Genomic DNA, 19629 nt, shown 5'->3' with positions numbered 1-19629 from the left:
TGGAACCTCCAGACGTTCAAATGTGGCTCTGCCAGTCCATACCCCCGCACCTAACGTGCGGAAGACCCGGAACGGCAACCCACGAACCTCTTTGAACCCGAGGTTCCAGTCCTCCGGACCGGGAACCGGCCACACTTCATATCGTCTAGGCGAAGAAGATCCGGCGGAGCTGCCCGCTCAGCTGGCCGATTTCAGTCAGGAAGCCGTCATGGCCGATCGGCGCCTCGATCAGGTGCAGGTCCGCCCCGCCCGGCAGGGCGTCGGCGAGTTCCCGGGACTGGGCCGGGAAATACAGCCGGTCCGAGTCCACTGCCGCGACCAGGAACTCCGCGGTGGCCGGCGCCAGGGCCTCCTCGAGGGCCCCCCGTCCGCGGCAGATGTCGTGGCTCATAAGGGACTCGGTAATGGCGATGTAGCTGTTGGCGTCGAAGCGCCGGACCAGCTTGTTGCCCTGGTGGTCCAGATAGCTTTCCACCTGGTAGCGGCCGCGGCCGGCCACCGATCCGGCCTCCAGCGGCGCCTCGGATTCCTGGGCGTTCCGGCCGAACCGTCCGTCCAGTTCCGCGGCGGAGCGGTAGGTGATGTGCGCGATCCGGCGCGCCAGGGCCAAGCCGGCTTCCGGTTCCGGGCCGCCGTAGTAATCGCCGCCGTTGAAGTTGGGATCCTGCCGGATGGCCAGGGTCTGGGCCTGGGCGAAGGCGATCTGCTCTGCCGTGCTGCTCGCGCCCACGGAAATAACGGCGCAGCGGCGGACCCGGCCGGGGTACGTGACGGCCCATTCGAGGGCGCGCGCCCCGCCGAGGGATCCGCCCAGCACCGCGTACCAGCTTCCGATTCCCAGGGCATCCGCCAGCCGGGCCTCGGCCGCGGTGGTGTCCCGGAGGGTGGCGAGCGGGAACCTGGAGCCCCAGGGGCGCCCGTCCGGAGCCGGCGTCGAAGGCCCGGTGGAGCCGTAGCAGCCGCCGAGGATGTTGATCGAGACGACGAAGTACTTGTCCGTGTCCACGGGAGCGCCCGGGCCGGCGAGCTGTTCCCACCAGCCGGGCTCTTCGCTCGCGCCGCGGGTGACGTGGGTGTCTCCGGTGAGGGCGTGTTCGATCAGCACCGCGTTGGAGGCGTCCGCGTTCAGGGTCCCCCACGTCTCGTAGGCCAGGACCACTTCCGGCAGCCGGCCGCCGGATTCGAGGTCCAGGGCTCCGATCCGGAGGTACCGGACGGTGCCATCGGGTACCGCCGCGTCGGCCACCACCGCCTCAGGCGGCACGGGAGCTGCGGGCTCGTTCTTGTTCTCGGAGGGTTTGGTTCCGGGTACACCACTGCGGGTGACGGCAATCGTCATGAGAGGACCTAACTTCGCGCTTGCCCGCCGTCAGCTGACCGGCAGGCCAGGTCTTCACCCGGGGCACCCCGCCGCAAATGGAGGGTTGCCGGCCAGCAAGCCGGGGCTGTCACTGGCACTCATGACCTCCACTGAGTCTACGAAACCCGGTGCGGGAATGGCCAAGATTGTGACTTCCATGTGACAGGACTGCGTCCTGTACACCGAGACCGCCGGAAACCGACGAGTTCGCCCGGGCCTTACGGCGACGTCGACGGTTTCCGGCGAATTCGGGGTGTCCCTAGGCGCTCTTCGCGGCGCGGAATCCGGCGTCGAGGTCCGCGATGATGTCATCGATGTGCTCCAACCCGACGGAGAGCCGCACGAGTCCCGGGGTGACGCCGGCGATCTCCTGCTGCTCCGGCGTCAGCTGGCTGTGCGTGGTCGACGCCGGGTGGATGACGAGGGAACGGACGTCGCCGATGTTCGCCACGTGCGAGTGCAGTTCCAGGGCGTCGACAAAACGCTTGCCGGCCTCCGCTCCTCCGGCGATGTTGAACGCGACGACGGCGCCGGTCCCCTTGGGCCCGTATTTGCGGCCCCGCTCGTACCAGCGGCTGGACGGCAGCCCGGCGTAGGCGACGGATTCGACGTCGTCCCGCGCCTCCAGCCATTCGGCCACCCTGACGGCGTTGGCGACGTGTCGTTCGACGCGCAGGCTCAGGGTTTCGATGCCCTGGGCGATGAGGAAGGCGTTGAATGGTGAGACCGCCGAGCCAAGGTCGCGCAGCAGCTGGACCCGGGCCTTGAGGATGTAGGAAAGGTTGGCGCCCAGGGCGCCGTCTTTGCCGAGGTCGCGGGCGTAGACGAGGCCGTTGTAGGTGGGGTCCGGGGTATTGAAGCCTGGGAACCGCGCGGGGTCCTTGCCGAAGTCGAAATTGCCGGAGTCCACGATCACGCCGGCGATCGCAGTACCGTGCCCGCCGAGGTACTTGGTGGCGGAGTGCACCACGATGTCCGCACCCCACTCGATCGGCCGGATCAGGTACGGGGTGGAGAGGGTGTTGTCGACGATCAGCGGCACGCCCGCCTCGTGCGCCACCTTCGAGACGCCTTCGATGTCCAGCACGTCCTGGCGCGGGTTGGAGACGACCTCGCCGAAGAACAGCTTGGTGTTGGGCCGGACGGCGCCGCGCCACTGCGCCAGGTTGTCGGGGTCCTCGACGAAAGTGACGGAAATGCCGAACTTCTTCAGAGTGTGGGCCAGGAGGTTATAGGTTCCGCCGTAAAGGCTGGGGCTCGCCACCACGTGGTCGCCGGCCTCGGCGACGTTGAGGATTGCTAAGGTCTCCGCGGCCTGGCCGGAGCTCAGGAGCAGGGCTGCGAGTCCTCCTTCCAGACTGGCCACGCGCTGCTCTACGGCATCCTGGGTGGGGTTGCCGATCCGGGTGTAGATCGGGGCGAGCTCGGCCAGGGCAAAGCGGTTGGCGGCACTTTCAGCGCTGGGGAACACGAACGACGTCGTCTGGTAGATGGGCAGGGACCGGGCGCCGGTGGCGCTGTCCGGCTCCTGGCCGGCGTGGATCTGGCGGGTTTCGAAGGACCAGGCATTGGACATTGGAGAGCTCCTCAAGTAACCGGGCACAGCCCGCCCCCGGGACCATCGGTCCGGGACGGCACAGGCGCCGCGCTTGCCCTCCGGCGGGCGCCGGACGGCCAGGTCTTCACCCGGGGCACCCCACCGCGATACGAGGGTTGCCGGCCAGCAAGCCGGGGCTGTGTGCTGGCACTCATGACCTGGCATCAGTCTAGGAAGACCCGTCCGGCGCTGGATAGCTTTGTGACGAAAATGAAGATGACGGGCGCTGTGGCCGCGCCCCAGGGAACTGGAACCCGCGCGCTGGGGGCACCAGCGGGCGCGCCGCACAGGGACCCCGAATGACATCCCACCACGGTTAGGGGACCCTAAGCTGAGAGCTCCATCACAAAGTGCCAAGATGAGGGCATGCGCATGGATCACGTCTCTTACGCCTGTGAACACGATGGCTTGGCAGCCACCACCGAACGAATCGCAACTGCCCTCGGCGTCGAAGCCGTGAAGGGCGGAGTGCACCCCCGATTCGGGACCCGCAACATGATCATCCCGCTCGCGGGACACAAGTACCTGGAAGTCGTGGAGGTCCTGAACCACCCGGCGTCGGACAAGGCCCCGTTCGGCCAGGCAGTCCGTGCACGCTCCGAAGCGGGCGGCGGCTGGATGGGCTGGTGCGTCGAGGTCGACGACCTCGCCCCCTTCGAGGAGCGGCTGGGCCGCGCCGCCGCCAACGGCAACCGGAAGTTCCCGGACGGCCGCGAGCTGGTCTGGAAGCAGATCGGCATCCTCGGACTCATCGCCGACCCCCAGGTGCCCTACATGCTCAAGTGGGAGGGCGATCCGGCGCTTCACCCCTCCAACGCCTACGAGAGCAACGTCAAGATGTCGGCCCTGACCATTGCCGGCTCGGCAGCACGGGTCACCGAATGGCTCGGCGAACCCGTCGAGAAGCCGCTGGAAGACGTGGCCGTGAACTGGATCGCGCCGCACGGCACCCCCGGCATCCTCTCTGTCACCTTCGAAACAGCCTCCGGAGCCGTCACCATCTGAGGCCCTGACCGCCCCGCACTTCGGCCGCCATCAGCGGGTGTCAATGACGTCACCCATCGATGGCGGCCGATATTTCTTAAGCAACTCGGGGTCACTTACCGCCCGTCCGGGGGCTCCGGATGGGCCTTAAATGACCCCGCGTTGGTTTGGCGGGGCTCAGCCCAGGCCGATCGCCTTGCCGAAGAGGCTGAAGCCGACGAACGCCACCGTGTCCAGGATGGCGTGGGCGATCACGAGCGGCATCACACGGCGGGTCCGGGTGTAAATGAGGGCGAAGATGACGCCCATGATGGCGTTGCCGATGAACGGTCCGAAGCCCTGGTACAGGTGATAGCTGCCGCGCAGCATGGAACTGGCGAAGATCGCCACGGGCATGCTCCAGCCGAACTTGCCGAACCGGTCCAGCAGGTAGCCCACCACGATCACTTCCTCCACGATGCCGTGCCTGACTGCGGACAGGACCAGCACCGGCACCGTCCACCAGTAGGAGTCAAGCGCACTCGGGATGATCGCCGTCGTGATGCCGAGCGCCCGCCCGGCGGCGTAGAGGCCCAGCGAGGGAACCCCGATCATGGCGGCGAGTCCCACACCCTGCAGCAGGTCCTTGCCGGGCCTGGCGAAGTTGAAGCCGAGCTTCCGGAACGCCGAGGTGCCGTGCTCGCCGGCCGGACGGTGCTCCGTCAGGAAGTAGATCACCAGGACCACCGGGACCAGGGCGAAGACGATGTCCAGCAGTTGGTAGGTGAGGTCGAAGTATTCGCGGGTGCTCTGCGAGCGGTTCAGCGTGGACGTCCCCTGCGCCAGCGGCGCCTTGGTCATCTTGTCCAGCAACTGCACCACGGAATAGACCGCGGACTGGCCCAGCGAGAGCCCCAGGACAATCCACACTTCGATCCGCAGCCGGCGGCGGGAGGGAACCAACATGGTCCTATCTTGCCTGCACTTGCCGAAAGTTTCCTGATGCCGCCACACGTCCCGGGCGGGCCGCGCGCCCGGAACTATGCTGGGGCTTATGAGCGCGCCCGGGAAAATCATTCTGATCCGCCATGGCCAGTCCGCGGCCAATGCCGACACGTCGATCTACAACAGGGTGCCGGATTACCGGATCCCGTTGACCCCGCTGGGAGTGGAGCAGGCCCGGGCGGCCGGCGAGGAAGTGCGGCGGCAGCTGGACGGCCGCCAGGCGTGCGTCTATGTCTCCCCGTACCTCCGGGCCTACCAGACCCTCGAGGCCCTCAACCTGGGTCCGCTGGTGGAGCGGGTGATTGAGGAGCCGCGGCTGCGGGAGCAGGACTGGGCCAATTTCCAGATCGCCGGTGACATCGAGGACCAGAAGGAACTCCGCAACGCCTACGGCCATTTCTTCTACCGCTTCCGCGAAGGCGAGTCCGGCTCCGATGTCTACGACAGGATTTCCTCGTTCATGGAGACCCTCTACCGGCACTGGTCCAAACCGAACTACGCCCCGAATGCGCTGTTCGTGACCCACGGGCTGACCATGCGCCTCTTCTGCATGCGCTGGTTCCACTGGTCCGTGGAATACTTCGAATCCCTCAACAACCCGGACAACGCCGAGGTCCGGACGCTCCTGCGGACGGCCCGCGGCAAGTATGAGCTGGACAAGGCATTCACCCAGTGGGAGGAGCGCCGCGTGGACGAGACCGTCCTGGACGCGCCGCCCATGTTCTTCTAGCGCGGCTGCGTCCCGCAGGGCCGGCTGCCCGCCTGCCTGGGTGCAGGGGGGTCACCTCATGCGCTGGGGGACGCCTGCCCGCCACACGGCGTGGGTCAGCGGGATGCCGGGCCGGTAGGCCAGGTGTGTGGCGGACGGTGCGTTGAGCAGGTGCAGGTCCGCGCGGTGCCCGACGGCGATCGAGCCCACGGCGCGTTCGCCGTCGACGTCGTTCCCGGACTCCCGGCCGAGAGCCAGCGCGCCCCCGTAGGTGGCCGCCCGGACAGCCTCGTGGACGCTGAGGCGCATCTGCAGGACGGCGGTGGCGACGCAGAACGCCATCGAGCTCGTGTAGGACGTGCCGGGGTTGCAGTTGGAGGCCAGCGCGATCTGGACACCGGCGTCGAGCAGCGCCCGGCCCGGAGCCAGCGGCTGGCGCGTGGAGAGATCGCACGCGGGCAGGCACGTGGCGACCGTTCCGCGTGAGCCCCCGGAGCCGCTGCCGGGATCCGTGTCCCAGCCGGACCAGCCGGCCGCCAGTGCGTCGATGTCGGCGGCGGAGAGGTAGTTCACGTGGTCCACGCTCGCGGCGCCGAATTCGACCGCGAGCCGCACCCCCGGGCCCTCGCCGAGCTGGTTGCCGTGTACGCGCAGGCCCAGCCCGGCGTCCCTGCACGCCTGCAGGACCCGACGGGACTGGTCCTCGGTGAAGGCTCCCTGCTCGCAGAAGACATCGGCCCACCGGACGTAGGGACGGACGGCGGAGAGCATCGGCCCGCAGACGAGGTCCGTGTACTCCTCGGGATCCATCTCCGCGGGCACCAGGTGCGCGCCGAGGTAGGTGGCTTCGTCCGCCACGGTGGCGGCGATGCGGGCGCTGCGGGCCTCGTTCTCGACGTCCAGGCCATAGCCGGTCTTGGTCTCCAGATAGGTGGTGCCCTGCGAGACGGCCTCGGCGACGCGCCCGAGCGCCAGCCTGGTGAGGTCGAAGTCCCCGGTGCTTCGGGTGGCTGCAGTGGTTACGGCAATCCCGCCGGCGCTGTAGCTCTCTCCCGCCATCCGGGCCTCGAACTCGGCCGTGCGGTCCCCGGCGAAGATCAGGTGGGTGTGCGAATCCACCCAACCCGGCAGCACGGCACGGCCGCCGGCATCCACGGCGTCGTCAGCGGCCGGCGCCTCGGCCGCGGCACCGATCCAGGAAATCCGCTCGCCCTCGATGACCACCGCCGCGTCGCGGAGGACGCGGTGTTCCGCGTCCTGGGTCATCAGCTCGGCGATATTGGTAATGAGGGTGCTCATGAGTCCATTCTTCAGCGCCGGATGGACATCCGGGTCGCTGCCAGCGCCGCGGCTGTCCGGGATGCCGGACTGCCGGCCGGGACCGGCTCCGAAGAGCCCTGCCCGGCGAGGATCAGCTCCGCAGCCAGCTCGGCAATGCCGGAGGAGGTCTGGAAACCGTAGCCGCCCTGGCCGGCGAGCCAGAAGAAGCCGGTGGCCTCGGCGTCGAACCCCACAACGGGGATACCGTCGGCGGCTTCGGTCCGCAACCCCGTCCAGGCCCGGCGGACGCTGCCGATCCCCATGGTGGTGACGGAGTTGAGCCGGGTGATCAGCGCCTCGATGTCGCCCGGATAGGGCTGGGCGTCTTCGGGGCCGCTCGGCACGGACTCGGACGGGGAAATCAGCACCTGCCGCCTCCCGTCCGGCCGGAAGTAGAAGCTGCCGGTCGAGGCCACCATCGGGCAGCCCTGCGGGAGGGGGTGTTCGACGTCGACAATCGCCGCGGTGCGGCGGTACGGCTGGAGTCCGAGTTTCTCGACGCCGCTGAGCACCGCGAGCTCGTCCGCCCAGGCGCCGGCGGCATTGACCACGACGGAGGCCTCGAAGCCTTCCTGGCCGGCGCCGAGCTCCCAGCCGGTTCCGAGGCGCTGCGCCGAGTGGACCCTGGCGCCGGTGATGATGTCCACGCCGCCCGCGACGGCCCGCTCCCGGTGGTCCTCCAGCAGCAGGGACGCATTGCAGGCGAAGGATCCGGAGTCCAGGCCGGCGGCCGTGAAGGAGTCCGGTTTGAGCGCCGGGCAGATTTCCAGGGCTTCGGCGTGGCTGATCCGGTGCATGAAGCCGCTGGCCTGCCTCTGGACGTCGTCCTCGTCACCGATCAGCATGAACCGGCGCGGCGAGAGCACGGGTTCAGGCCGCGTGCCCTCATGGGTGCCGATGAGTTCGAGGGTGCGCATGGTCAGTTCCTGGACCACGGGCGGCCCGTAGCTGGGGATCAGCTGCCGGGCCGAGCGTGCGGAGGTGTGGTAGCCCAGGGACTGCTCGGCTTCGACAAGGGCCACGCTGCACCTGCCGGCGAGGGCGGAGGCCAGGGACAGGCCGGCAATGCCGCCGCCCGCAATCACGACATCGTATTTGGCTGACATGACTCCATCCTTGCACCCGGCAGGAGGTCGCGTCAGTACTTTCCGAAGTGCGGGCGGCGGCGGAAGTTGCGTCTAGGAGTCGGCTGCCACCTTGGCGGCCACCGCCTCGCGGCTGCTGACGAAGGCGCGCACGCAAGCCTCGACGTCTTCGCTGCTGTGTGCGGCCGAGAGCTGGACGCGGATCCGTGCGGCGCCCTTGGGCACCACGGGGTAGCTGAAAGCCGTGACGAAGACGCCGTGGTGGAGCATGGCATCAGCCACCTTGGCGGCCATGACTGCGTCACCGAACATGACGGGAACAATCGCGTGCTCGCCCGGAAGCAGCTCAAAGCCTTCCTCGCTCATCCGGTTCCGGAACAGTTCCGCGTTGGCGAACAGCTTGCTGCGCAGCTCGCCCGAGTTTTCCACGAGGTCCAGCGCCGTCAACGTCGCGGCGACGATGGCCGGTGCCAGCGAGTTGGAGAACAGGTACGGGCGCGCCTTCTGCCGAAGCATGGCGACGATTTCCCGTCGCCCGGAGACGTAGCCGCCGGAGGCCCCGCCGAGGGCCTTGCCGAAGGTGCCGGTGTAGATGTCCACCCGGCCCGAGACGCCCGCGTGCTCGGGGGTTCCCGCCCCGGTGGCGCCCATGAAGCCCACGGCGTGGGAGTCGTCCACCATGACCATGGCATCATATTTTTCGGCGAGGTCGCAGATCGCTTCGAGCGGGGCGAGGAAGCCATCCATCGAGAAGACGCCATCCGTGACGATGATCTTTCGGCGGGCCGGGTTCGCCTGGGTGGTGGCCTCGATCAGCTTCGATTCGAGGTCCGCCATGTCCTGGTTGGCGTAACGGAAGCGCTGGGCCTTGCAGAGCCGGATGCCGTCGATGATGGAGGCATGGTTCAGGGCGTCCGAAATCACGGCGTCCTCGGGGCCGAAGAGGGACTCGAAAACGCCGCCGTTGGCATCGAAGCAGCTCGAAAACAAGATGGTGTCTTCGGTGCCGAGGAACTGCGAGACGCGGGCTTCCAGGGCCAGGTGCTGATCCTGGGTTCCGCAGATGAAGCGGACGCTGGCCATGCCGAAGCCGCGGGCGTCCATGGCTGCCTTGGCGGCGGCGATGATGTCCGGGTGGTCCGCGAGGCCCAGGTAGTTGTTGGCGCAGAAGTTCAGCACGTCCGCGCCGGCCTCCCCGATCTGTCCGGCCTTGATGTGGTTGGCCTGGGGCGAGTCAATGTGACGCTCGGTCTTGAACAGTCCGGCGCTGCGGATCTCGTCCAGTTCGCGCTGCAGCTGGTCCTTGATGGCTGAATACATGGGTTGTGCTCCTCAGCTGGGGTGGATTCCTGGTGGGTGTGCCGCTCGGCGTGCGCGGCGTGCGCTTGGCTTGCTTGGCTTGGCTTGGCTTGGGATGGCGGCGGCCTAGAAGACTGTCCAGTCCAGGACCACTTTGCCGCCGACGCCGGCGCGGGCGATCTCAAAGCCCTTCTCCCACTCCGTGGCGGGAAGGGTGTCTGTGACGACTGCGGAGATGTTGGCGTGCAGTACCGGGTTGGAGGAGAGCATGGCGCTCATGGCGTACCAGGTCTCGAACATTTCGCGGCCGTAGATGCCCTTCATGGTCAGCATGTGCGTGACCACCTTGCCCCAGTCGATGTCGATGGACTGGCTGGGCAGTCCAAGCATCGCGATCCGGCCGCCGTGGTTCATGTTGTCGATCATCTCAGGCAATGCAGTGGGGTGTCCCGACATTTCCATGCCGATGTCGAACCCCTCGCGCATGCCCAGTTCACGCTGGGCGTCCTTGACGCGCATTTTCGAGACGTCGATTGCGAGGTCGACGCCGAGTTTCCGGGCCAGTTCCAGCCGCGGGGCGGAGACATCGGTGATGGCGATCTTGCGGGCGCCGGCATGCCGGGCGACGGCGATTGCCATCAGGCCGATGGGTCCGGCGCCCGTGATCAGCACGTCCTCGCCGACGAGCGGGAAGCTGAGGGCGGTGTGGACCGCGTTGCCGAAGGGGTCGAAGATGGCGCCAAGTTCCGGCGTCACAGAGGGGTCCTGGTGGACCCACACGTTGGTCTCGGGGATCACGACGTACTCGGCGAAGGCGCCGTCGCGCTGGACGCCGACGCTGACGGTGTTGATGCACATCTGCTTGCGGCCGGCCCGGCAGTTGCGGCAGATGCCGCAGACGATGTGGCCTTCGCCCGAGATGCGGTCCCCGACCTTGACGTCCAGGACATCCTCGCCGATCTCCACGACCTCGCCGTAGAACTCGTGGCCGGCGATCAAAGGAGCGTTGATGATGCCCTGCGCCCAGGCATCCCAGGACTGGATGTGCAGGTCGGTGCCGCAGATGCCGGTGGTCATGACGCGGATCTTGACGTCGCCGGCGCCGGTTTCCGGCTCCGGGCGGTCCACGAGCTCGAATCCTGCGTGGGCGCCGGCCTTGTAGAGAGCCTTCATCGGCCTTCCTAACTGTGCTTTTCACTGTGCTGTTTACCGTGCCGTCTGCGGCAGGTACGTGTGGGACAACTCACCCCATTAGACCGAGCAAAAAGCATTAGCACAACCGAATTTTTCTCAATCGACGAATTAGATATTGCTTCCGCATAGAATGGTGGCCATGGAAATTCACCAGCTGGAGATGCTCCGGGAACTCGGGGCCCTGGGCAGTGTCAAGGCAGTCGCGGAGACCCTGCTCGTCACCCCCTCGGCGGTCTCCCAGCAGCTGGCGGCCCTGCAGAAGACGGTGGAGGTGCCGCTGACCCGGAAAGCGGGCCGGAACCTGGTGCTGACGGAGGCCGGCCAGGTGCTCGCGGATGCCGGGGCCGCCGTCGTCAGTGCCATGGCGGATGCCAGGATGGCGATCGGCGCCTATCACGGCTCCCCCGTGGCTCCCGTGACGCTCAGCGGCTTCCACAGCGCCGGCCAGGCGCTGTTTGCGCCGCTTGCCCGGCTCCTGGATGCTCCGGGCCAGCCGAGGATCCTGCTCTCCGACGAGGATGTTGCCCAGCAGGACTTCCCGGCCCTGACGGCCAGGTACGACCTCGTGCTGGCGCACCGGATGGACCATAGCCCGCGCTGGCCCGAGGAACGCGTCGCTGTGATCCCGCTCGCGCACGAGCCGCTGGATGTGGCTCTCCCGGCCGGGCACCGGCTGGCCGGCCAGCGGGCGGTGACGGCGGACGACGTCGTCGGCGAACCCTGGGTGACCAGCCACACCGGCTACTCCCCCGCGGACGTCCTCTCCGCCGTCGCGGCCGTCTCCAGCAGGGAACTGAACATCGTGCACCGGATCAACGACTACTCCACGGTGGCGGCGCTCGTGGCTGCCGGGAGCGTGATCGGCCTGCTGCCGCGGCACACGGCGCGGCCGGTGCTGAACCCGGGCATCGTGCTGCGCCCGCTCAAGGGCATCAGCACGCGGCGCCGGATCGACATCCTGGCGCGGCCGGAGAACCTTAAACGCAGATCGGTCATGATGGTCTGCGAGGCACTGCAGACCATCATGACCGATTTGGTGTCACCTGATCGCCCCGCTTAACCCAAGTAACTCGCAGCAGGGGCCGTTATGGGGGCTCAAAACGGGCCCTGCTGCGAGTCAGTTGGGCAGGGCGGCCGGGACCTAGCCGTCGACGCCGAGGCGCTGGAGGATCAGCTCCTTGACGCGGCCGGCGTCGGCCTGGCCGCGGGTGGCCTTCATGACGGCGCCGACGATCGCCCCGATCGCCTGGAGCTTGCCGCCGCGGATCTTGTCCGCGACGCCGGGCTGCGCGGCGAGGGCCGCGTCGATGGCCTCCAGGAGCGGTGCGTCGTCGGAGACCACGGCGAGGCCGCGCTTGGCCACGATTTCCGCGGGGGTGCCTTCGCCGGCGAGCACGCCGTCCAGGACCTCGGTTGCCATCTTGTTGTTGATCTTGCCGTCCTCCACCATCTGGTTCAGTTCCACGATGGTGGCCGGTGCGACGCCGAGCTGGCCGGGATCGACGTCGGCGTTCTTGGCGCGTCCGACGATCTCGCCCATCCACCACTTGCGCGCCACCGTGGCGGTGGCGCCGGCGGCGATGGTTTCCTCGATCTCATCCAGAACGCCGGCGTTCACGACGTCGCGGAACTCCAGGTCGGAGTAGCCCCAGTCGGCCTGCAGACGCTTGCGGCGGGCGGCCGGCGGTTCGGGCAAGGTGGCGCGGAGTTCCTCGACCCACTCGCGCGACGCGACGATCGGCACAAGGTCCGGCTCCGGGAAATAGCGGTAATCATCGGCGTCGGACTTGGGACGCCCCGAGGTGGTGGTGCGGGTGTCCTCGTGCCAGTGGCGGGTCTCCTGGGTGACCGGCTGGCCGGAGTCCAGGACGGCCGCGTGCCGCTGGATTTCGTAGCGGACGGCGTGTTCGACGGCGCGCAGCGAGTTGACGTTCTTGGTCTCCGAGCGGATGCCGAAGCGTTCGCGGCCGTGCGGGCGCAGCGAGACGTTGGCGTCGCAGCGGACGTTGCCGCGTTCCATTTTGGCGTCCGAGACGCCGAGGTTCTTGACGATTTCGCGGACCGCGGCGACGTAGGCCTTGGCGAGTTCGGGGGCACGGCTGCCCGCGCCCTCGATCGGCTTGGTGACGATCTCCACGAGCGGCACGCCGGAGCGGTTGTAGTCCACGAGGGAGTAGTCCGCGCCCTGGATGCGGCCGGTGGCGCCGCCCATGTGGGTCAGCTTGCCGGCGTCCTCTTCCATGTGGGCGCGCTCGATTTCCACGCGGAACACGGTGCCGTCGGAGAGCTCGACGTCCAGGTAGCCGTCGTACGCGATGGGCTCGTCGTACTGGGAGGTCTGGAAGTTCTTCGGGGTGTCCGGGTAGAAGTAGTTCTTCCGGGCGAAGCGGCAGGTCTCGGCGATCTTGCAGTTCAGGGCCAACCCGATCTTGATCGAGGACTCGATCGCGGTCCTGTTCACCACCGGCAGCACGCCGGGCATGCCGAGGTCGACTTCGTTGACGTTGGTGTTGGGCTCGTCGCCGAAGACGTTCGGCGCGGAGGAGAACATCTTGGTCTTGGTGTTGAGCTCCACGTGCACCTCGAAGCCCAGGACGGGATCGTACTTCTCCATGGCTTCTTCGAAGCTCAGGGTTGCGTCAGTCATTAGTGTGAACCTCCGTGGCTCGCGACAGTGTTGGCAGCCGGTGCAGAATCAGTGAGCGAGGGGGCAGTCAGTGAGGGAGCCTTGTCCAGCAGCGGGCCGCCCCACTGCGCCTCGAGCAGGGATTCCAGGACGGCGCCGACGCGGTAGAGCCGCGCGTCCTGGCGGGCCGGGGCCAGCAGCTGAACGCCGACCGGCAGTCCGTCCTCGTCGGCCAGGCCGCCGGGCAGGGACAGTCCGGGGACGCCTGCCATGTTGGCCGGGATGGTGGCGACGTCATTGAGGTACATCGCCAACGGGTCGTTGAGCTTCTCGCCGAGCCTGAAGGCCGTGGTGGGCGCCGTCGGGGAGATCAGCACGTCCGCCTTGGCGAACGCGGCCTCGAAGTCGCGCTGGATCAAGGTGCGCACCTTCTGGGCCGAGCCGTAGTAGGCGTCGTAGTAGCCTGCGCTCAGGGCGTAGGTGCCCAGGATGATGCGGCGCTTGACCTCGTCGCCGAAGCCGGCGGCGCGGGTGGCCCCCATGACGCGTTCGATCGTCAGCGGCCCCTCTTCGGGCAGGACGCGCAGGCCGTACCGGACGCCGTCGAACTTGGCCAGGTTGGAGGAAGCCTCCGACGGCATGATCAGGTAGTAGGCGCCCAGGGCGTACTTGAAGTTGGGGCAGGAGACCTCGACGATCTCGGCGCCGGCGCCCTTGAGCAGTTCGAGGGACTCGTTGAAGCGGTTCTCGACGCCGGCCTGGTAGCCCTCGCCGTGGAGTTCCTTGATGATGCCGATCTTCATGCCCTGGACGTTGCCGGTCCGGGCCGCGGCGACGAGGTCCTCGAGCGGGTCCGGCAGCGACGTGGAGTCGCGGGGGTCGTGTCCGCCGATCACCTGGTGCAGCAGGGCCGAGTCCAGCACGGTGCGGGACACCGGGCCGATCTGGTCCAGCGAGGAGGCCATGGCGATGGCGCCGTAGCGGGAAACGCCGCCGTAGGTGGGCTTGACGCCGACGGTGCCGGTGACGGCGCCGGGCTGGCGGATGGACCCGCCGGTGTCCGTGCCGAGGGCCAGCGGGGCTTCGAAGGCCGCGACGGCGGCAGCGGAACCGCCGCCGGACCCGCCGGGGATGCGGTCCAGGTCCCAGGGATTGTGGGTGGGGCCGTACGCGGAGTGCTCGGTGGAGGAGCCCATGGCGAATTCGTCGAGGTTGGTCTTGCCCAGGATCGGCATCTTCGCGGCGCGCAGGCGCTCCACGACGGTGGCGTCGTAGGGGCTGTGCCAGCCTTCGAGGATCTTCGAGCCGGCCGTGGTGGGCTGGCCGATCGTGACGATGAGGTCCTTGACGGCGATCGGCACGCCGGCGAGGGCGTGCAGCGCCTCGGCGGCGGCGCCTCCCGCGGCGCGGATGGCGTCCACTTCGGCGGCAACAGCGAGGGCCTCGTCCGTGTTGACGTGCAGGAAGGCGTGGACCTTGCCGTCGACGGCGGCAATGCGGTCCAGGTGCGCCTGGGTGACCTCGACGGCGGAGACCTCGCCGGCGGCCAGCTTTTCGGCGAGCTGCGCGGCGGAGGAACGGATCAGTTCGTTGTTCTCAGTCATGGTCTTAGTCCTCATCCAGGATTGCCGGGACCTTGAAGCGGCCTTCGTATGCGTCGGGGGCGCCGGAGAGGGACTGCTCGGCCGTGAACGTGTGGCCCACGACGTCTTCGCGGAACACGTTGGTCAGCGGAATCGGGTGCGACGTGGCCGGGACGTCATCACCGGCGGCTTCGCTGACGGACTTCACCGATTCAACGATGACGGCGAGTTCGCCAGCCATCCTGTCCAGCTCTTCAGCACTCATCTCGATGTGCGCGAGACGCGCAAGATGCGCGACGTCGTCGCGGTTGATCGCAGCCATGGATCTCCCCTGCAAGGTGTGGATTATTTTCCGTCCCAGTCTACGTGGGTTGGCGGACCGCCACTGTCCCGCGCCGGGCCTGCCGATCCGTGGCCTGCCCACCTGTCCCCTCAAGCGACGCGGGGGTGTTGGGATCCGGGTTGCAGGACTACCATGACATTTCATTCACCGTCCTGACGGACAACTCCAGACGCGGACCGGCGACGCCCGCAGCCTCAGGCTGCCGCGCGCGGGCCCAGCGGAAGACACCTTGCGGGGGGCAGGCACCAGCCGATCCGGCTTACGCATGTCAGCAGTTACAAAGGCCGAGGGGTGGACCCTCATGACGCGTTCCCCACGACACTTAGCGGCGGCTTCGGCCGTGATCCTGGCCCTCCTGATGGTGGCGCAGGCCGACAATCCCGGCTCTCTGTGCCCACCGGAGGGGACGGAGACCGCCGGCTACTGCCAGGACACCGCCCGCATCGAAGAGGTGCCGCACATAGGACGCAGTCACCTGGTGGTGTACACCCACGTCCTGGCGCTCGCTTCCGCCGGGTCCGGCGACGGATAGGCCGGGCAGGCGTACTGCCGGGGTCCTGTCAGACGTCCTGCCGGTAGACGAGCAGCTTGATATCGGTGTCCGGAACCAGCCAGTCGCGCTCGGGTGCACGCTGGAAGCCGGTCTTCCGGTACAGTCCGTGGGCACTTTCCCAGGTCATGCCGGTGGTGAGTGCCACGGCCTTGATCCCCGGCAGCGATCTGGCGTGCGCGAGGAGGGCTTCGACCATGGCCCGCCCGGCGCCGCTGCGCTGGACCGCCGGGTCCACGACGAGCATGCGGAATTCCAGCTCGTCGCTGCGGGCGATGTCGGCGTACGGCTCCCCCGCGACGGCCAGGGTCACGGAGCCCACGATCCGTCCCTCGCGCTCCGCGACCCAGATGGTGGCCTTCGCCGCCCGCTGTGCGACGTCCTGGATCTGCCGCATATACGGGTGGTCGGCGCTTTCAAAGTAGCCCGCGGCCAGATAGGAGTCCCGGGTGATGCGGGCGATGGCGTCGTAGTCGGCGGGGACGGCGGGGCGAATGAGGATCTGCAGATGCACCTGTCCATGCTACGGGCGGGCAGGGCTGTCCGGCTGCCAAACAGTGTTTTCCGTGACTGAACTATCAGTTCAGCGGGCCAGTTCGGCGAGCCAGTTCGGAGGGCCGGTTCGGCGGGCGGACGGTTCGTCAGAGCGGGAACTTGCCGGAGAGTTCCAGCGATCCGGCGCAGGTCCATGACGCCAGGCGTTCGTCGTCGGAGGGTCCGCCGGCCAGGGGGCTCGTGAGGCGCGGGCGCCGCACCCAGCAGCCGGCCTCTTCGGCGATCAAGGCTCCCGCGGCGAAGTCGTGCTCGTTGAGCCCGCGTTCGCCGTAGGCGTCGAAAGTGCCGTCGGCCACCAGGCACAGGTCCAGCGCCGCCGATCCGAGCCGGCGCACGTCGGCGAAGCCATCCATGAGGCTGCCCAGGCCGGATGCCTGCTCTGTGCGGACGGCCGGATCGTAGCTGAAGCCGGTGGCCAGGATCTGTCCCGTGCGTCCGGGGACTGGGCCGAACAGGGGCGTCACCTGGCCCTTGTCCTCCAGCCAGGCCCCGTGCCCGCGGGAGGCGAAGTAGGTCCGGCCCAGCGCAGGGGCGTTGACGACGCCGGCCAGCCAGACGCCGTCGGGATCTGCCACGGCGACGGAGGTGCCGTAGTAGACAATGTTGCGGATGAAGTTCGTGGTGCCGTCCAGGGGGTCGATCGACCAGCGGTAGCCGCTGGGCTCCTCCGGCAGGACGGTGCCGCCTTCCTCGCCCGTGATGATGTCCCGGGGCCGTGCGGCGGTGAGGACGTCCCGGACGGCGGATTCGGCGGCTAGGTCAAAAGCAGTGACCCAGTCCCCCGAATCACCCTTGTTGCTGACGTCCAGGGCGGCTGCGTTGCGGCTCGCAAGGACCGCCGCACCGGCTGCGGCCGCGGTCTTCGCCAGTTCCAGCAGTGCCGCGGGCGTGGCAGCGGGATCGGCGCTCATTCGGTCATGGCTTCCTGGTGGTCTTCGCCGTCGACGTCGGCACTGGACTCCCGGGCTTCATTCTCCGGAGTCCCGCCCGGCTCCGCGGAGCCGCCGGCAGGCCCGTCGGCCAGCAGGGCGCGGAAGCCGTCCTCGTCCAGGACAGGGACGCCGAGCTGTTCGGCCTTGTCCAGCTTGGTGCCCGCGTTCTCACCGGCCACCACGTAGCTGGTGTTCTTCGAGACCGAGCCGGCCGCCTTTCCGCCGCGGACCAGGATGGCTTCCTTTGCCTCGTCCCGGCTGAAGCCCTCGAGGCTGCCGGTCACCACGATCGTCAAGCCTTCGAGCGTCCGTGGCATGGACGCGTCGCGTTCGTCCTCCATCCGGACGCCGTCGGCTGTCCAGGTGTCCACGATCTCGCGGTGCCAGTCCTCGGTGAACCATTCGGTCAGGGCGGCCGCGATCACAGGGCCGACGCCGTCGACGTGGGCGAGCTCCTCTTCGGAGGCCTGGCGGATGGCGGCCATGCTGCCGAAGGCCGTGGCCAGCGCCCGCGAGGCGCGCGGGCCTACGTGCCTGATCGACAGGGCCACGAGTACCCGCCACAGGGGCTGGGACTTGGCCTTCTCGAGTTCCCGGAAGAGTTTGTCCGTCGTGGCGGTAGGTTTGGACGGTGTCTTGGCCGTGCCTTTGCTGTAGAAGTACGGCACGAGTTCGAACTCGCCCGTCGCCACGCCCTTGGACCGTTTTTCGCGGCGGATCCGGACATCCGCCAGGTCCCCGGGCATGAGCCTGAAAAGGTTCGCCTCGGTGGTCAGCGGCGGGGTTTCGGGCTCTGCCGGCTGGGTCAGGGCGATGGCGGCTTCCCAGCCGAGCGCCTCGATGTCGAAGGCGCCGCGGCCGGCGAGGTGGAAGACGCGTTCGCGCAGCTGCGCCGGGCAGGAGCGGGAGTTGGGGCAGCGGATGTCCACGTCCCCCTCCTTGGCCGGTGCCAGGGGCGTGCCGCAGGCCGGGCATTCGGTGGGCATGACGAAGTCCCGGACGGGCGGGTCCTGCTTGTCGCGGAGGGCCAGGACCGGGCCCACGATCTCCGGGATGACGTCCCCGGCCTTGCGCAGGACGACGATGTCGCCGATCTTCACGCCCTTGGCCTTGACGACTTCCTGGTTGTGGAGGGTGGCCATTTCCACCGTGGAGCCCGCCACCTTGACCGGTTCCATCACGCCGTAGGGGGTGACGCGCCCGGTGCGGCCCACGTTTACCGCAATGTCCAGCAGTTTCGTGTGGACTTCCTCGGGCGGGTACTTGTAGGCGACGGCCCAGCGCGGCACCCGGGAGGTGTAGCCGAGCGCCCGCTGGGTGGCGAAGTCGTCCACCTTGACCACGATGCCGTCGATCTCGTGCGTGAGGCTGTGCCGTTTGTCGCCGTAGCCGGTGATGAATGCGAGCACGTCCTTGAGTCCGGGGAGGACCTCGAAGTACGGGCTGGTGGGCAGCCCCCATGCGGCGAGCTGCCGGTAGGTGTCGGACTGGCTCACGGTCTCGAGCCCCTCGCGGGCGCCGATGCCGTGCACGTACATCCGCAGCGGGCGTTTGGCGGTTTCGGCCGGGTCTTTTTGGCGCAGGGATCCGGCGGCGGCGTTGCGCGGGTTGGCCAGCGGGGCCTTGCCGGCCTGGATCAGGGCCTCGTTGAATTCGGCGAAAGCCTTGGACGGGATGAAAACCTCGCCCCTGACTTCCATCTCGGCCGGGAAGTTCTCCCCGGTGAGCTGTTGCGGGATTTCCTTGATGGTCAGGACATTGTGCGTGATGTCCTCTCCTGTAGTGCCGTCACCGCGGGTGGCGGCCCGGACCAGCACGCCGTCGCGGTAGAGCAGGTTGACGGCAAGGCCGTCGATTTTCAGTTCGGTCAGCCACGCCGGCGTTCCGTTGCCCAGTTTTGTGATGTTGGCTTCGGCCTTGGCGACCCATGCCTCCAGCTCCTCGAGGGAGAAGACGTCCTCAAGGCTGTACATGCGCTGCAGATGTTCGACGGCGGCGAAGGCTGCGGACACCTCCCCGCCAACCTCCTGGGTCGGCGAATCGTTGGCCACGAGTTCGGGGTGCATGGCCTCGATGGTTTCCAGCCGCCGGTAGAGCTCGTCGAACTCGGCGTCGGAGATGATCGGCGCGTCCTCCTGGTAGTACGCGAAGCGGTGCTTGCGGACCTCTTCGGCCAGGTTCTCGTACTCTTCGCGCACGTCCCCGGACGGGACCAGCTCCTCGGCCGGGGTCTGTGGTGCGGTGCCTGCTGCAGTCTTCCCTGTGCTCACAGACCTATCCTGCCCTAGATCACCGACAATGTCCGGTCAGCTGCCCGCGTTAAAAGGCGAAGGCCCGGACGCTGCTGCGTCCGGGCCGGTCCTGAGAATGTGCGGGGGCCGCTCAGCGGGAGGCGCTTTCCTGTTCGGTGGCATTGCGGCCGGCCAGCCGGCTGGCCTCCTGCAGCGCCTGGGAGACCTTCGCCAGCGCCGCGACGTGCTGGCCGTTCCACTCGCTGCGGAACTTATC

General features: G+C 68.1%; 17 protein-coding genes and 2 riboswitches. Of the genes, 4 read left to right on the top strand and 13 right to left on the bottom strand.

Features of this window, described 5'->3' with window-relative positions; genetic code table 11:
• Positions 1-145: 145 nt before the first annotated feature.
• Together metX and AC1DES_RS18580 are read right to left on the bottom strand one after the other, a co-directional pair.
• Positions 146-1339 carry a homoserine O-acetyltransferase MetX gene (gene metX, locus AC1DES_RS18585; RefSeq protein WP_476897181.1) on the bottom strand — a complete coding sequence of 398 codons (1194 nt, stop codon included), beginning with the start codon at positions 1337-1339 and terminating at the stop codon, positions 146-148.
• Between the two features lie 11 nt (positions 1340-1350).
• A riboswitch (SAM riboswitch) is annotated at positions 1351-1466 on the bottom strand.
• A gap of 153 nt (positions 1467-1619) precedes the next feature.
• Positions 1620-2936: a bifunctional o-acetylhomoserine/o-acetylserine sulfhydrylase gene (locus tag AC1DES_RS18580; RefSeq protein ID WP_476897180.1), complete on the bottom strand. Its 1317-nt coding sequence runs from the start codon at positions 2934-2936 to the stop codon at positions 1620-1622.
• A 64-nt stretch (positions 2937-3000) separates the two neighbouring features.
• Positions 3001-3116, bottom strand: a riboswitch (SAM riboswitch).
• A gap of 207 nt (positions 3117-3323) precedes the next feature.
• Between AC1DES_RS18580 and AC1DES_RS18575 the strand changes: the two genes are divergently transcribed.
• On the top strand, positions 3324-3962 hold the full coding sequence (locus tag AC1DES_RS18575; RefSeq protein ID WP_476897179.1) for a VOC family protein: 639 nt from the start codon (positions 3324-3326) through the stop codon (positions 3960-3962).
• A 156-nt stretch (positions 3963-4118) separates the two neighbouring features.
• On the opposite strand, the gene AC1DES_RS18570 is transcribed toward AC1DES_RS18575, so the two are convergent.
• Positions 4119-4886: a CPBP family intramembrane glutamic endopeptidase gene (locus AC1DES_RS18570; protein WP_476897178.1), complete on the bottom strand. Its 768-nt coding sequence runs from the start codon at positions 4884-4886 to the stop codon at positions 4119-4121.
• An 88-nt stretch (positions 4887-4974) separates the two neighbouring features.
• On the opposite strand from AC1DES_RS18570, the gene AC1DES_RS18565 reads away from it, so the two are divergent.
• Positions 4975-5655 (top strand): histidine phosphatase family protein, encoded by a 681-nt coding sequence (locus AC1DES_RS18565; RefSeq protein WP_476897177.1) that lies wholly within the window; start codon positions 4975-4977, stop codon positions 5653-5655.
• 51 nt (positions 5656-5706) lie between these two features.
• On the opposite strand, the gene hutI is transcribed toward AC1DES_RS18565, so the two are convergent.
• The 4 genes from hutI to tdh form a co-directional block, all read right to left on the bottom strand.
• A complete protein-coding gene (gene hutI / locus AC1DES_RS18560; protein WP_476897176.1) occupies positions 5707-6933 on the bottom strand; it encodes an imidazolonepropionase in 1227 nt (408 codons plus the stop codon).
• A gap of 11 nt (positions 6934-6944) precedes the next feature.
• Positions 6945-8060 carry an NAD(P)/FAD-dependent oxidoreductase gene (locus tag AC1DES_RS18555; RefSeq protein ID WP_476897175.1) on the bottom strand — a complete coding sequence of 372 codons (1116 nt, stop codon included), beginning with the start codon at positions 8058-8060 and terminating at the stop codon, positions 6945-6947.
• A gap of 72 nt (positions 8061-8132) precedes the next feature.
• On the bottom strand, positions 8133-9359 hold the full coding sequence (locus tag AC1DES_RS18550; protein WP_476897174.1) for a glycine C-acetyltransferase: 1227 nt from the start codon (positions 9357-9359) through the stop codon (positions 8133-8135).
• Positions 9360-9464: 105 nt separating this feature from the next.
• Positions 9465-10511, bottom strand: a complete 1047-nt coding sequence (gene tdh, locus AC1DES_RS18545; protein WP_476897173.1) for an L-threonine 3-dehydrogenase — start codon at positions 10509-10511, stop codon at positions 9465-9467.
• Between the two features lie 160 nt (positions 10512-10671).
• On the opposite strand from tdh, the gene AC1DES_RS18540 reads away from it, so the two are divergent.
• Entirely contained in the window at positions 10672-11592 is a 921-nt protein-coding gene (locus AC1DES_RS18540) for a LysR family transcriptional regulator (RefSeq protein ID WP_476897172.1), read from the top strand.
• An 81-nt stretch (positions 11593-11673) separates the two neighbouring features.
• Here the strand turns inward: AC1DES_RS18540 and gatB are convergent, their stop codons facing one another.
• The 3 genes from gatB to gatC are packed head-to-tail and all read right to left on the bottom strand — an operon-like array spanning position 11674 to position 15063.
• Positions 11674-13179: an Asp-tRNA(Asn)/Glu-tRNA(Gln) amidotransferase subunit GatB gene (gene gatB / locus AC1DES_RS18535; protein ID WP_476897171.1), complete on the bottom strand. Its 1506-nt coding sequence runs from the start codon at positions 13177-13179 to the stop codon at positions 11674-11676.
• Positions 13179-14762, bottom strand: coding sequence for an Asp-tRNA(Asn)/Glu-tRNA(Gln) amidotransferase subunit GatA (gatA, locus tag AC1DES_RS18530; protein WP_476897170.1), 1584 nt, complete (start codon positions 14760-14762; stop codon positions 13179-13181). The genes gatB and gatA overlap by 1 nt, the downstream gene beginning before the upstream one ends.
• A gap of 4 nt (positions 14763-14766) precedes the next feature.
• Entirely contained in the window at positions 14767-15063 is a 297-nt protein-coding gene (gatC, locus tag AC1DES_RS18525) for an Asp-tRNA(Asn)/Glu-tRNA(Gln) amidotransferase subunit GatC (RefSeq protein WP_011691167.1), read from the bottom strand.
• Positions 15064-15349: 286 nt separating this feature from the next.
• Between gatC and AC1DES_RS18520 the strand changes: the two genes are divergently transcribed.
• On the top strand, positions 15350-15616 hold the full coding sequence (locus tag AC1DES_RS18520; protein ID WP_476897169.1) for a hypothetical protein: 267 nt from the start codon (positions 15350-15352) through the stop codon (positions 15614-15616).
• Between the two features lie 28 nt (positions 15617-15644).
• On the opposite strand, the gene AC1DES_RS18515 is transcribed toward AC1DES_RS18520, so the two are convergent.
• From AC1DES_RS18515 to ligA, 3 genes are all read right to left on the bottom strand, one after another.
• The gene (locus AC1DES_RS18515; RefSeq protein ID WP_476897168.1) at positions 15645-16148 is read right to left on the bottom strand and encodes a GNAT family N-acetyltransferase; all 504 of its coding nucleotides are present in this window, start codon (positions 16146-16148) and stop codon (positions 15645-15647) included.
• Positions 16149-16275: 127 nt separating this feature from the next.
• Positions 16276-17100 (bottom strand): inositol monophosphatase family protein, encoded by an 825-nt coding sequence (locus tag AC1DES_RS18510; protein ID WP_476897167.1) that lies wholly within the window; start codon positions 17098-17100, stop codon positions 16276-16278.
• A complete protein-coding gene (gene ligA / locus AC1DES_RS18505) occupies positions 17097-19391 on the bottom strand; it encodes an NAD-dependent DNA ligase LigA (RefSeq protein ID WP_476897166.1) in 2295 nt (764 codons plus the stop codon). The genes AC1DES_RS18510 and ligA overlap by 4 nt, the downstream gene beginning before the upstream one ends.
• Positions 19392-19629: the final 238 nt, after the last annotated feature.

Source organism: Arthrobacter sp. 05T442, assembly GCF_056395945.1.
Note: the sequence above shows the minus strand (reverse complement) of the source record. Positions and strands in the feature narration are given on the sequence as shown.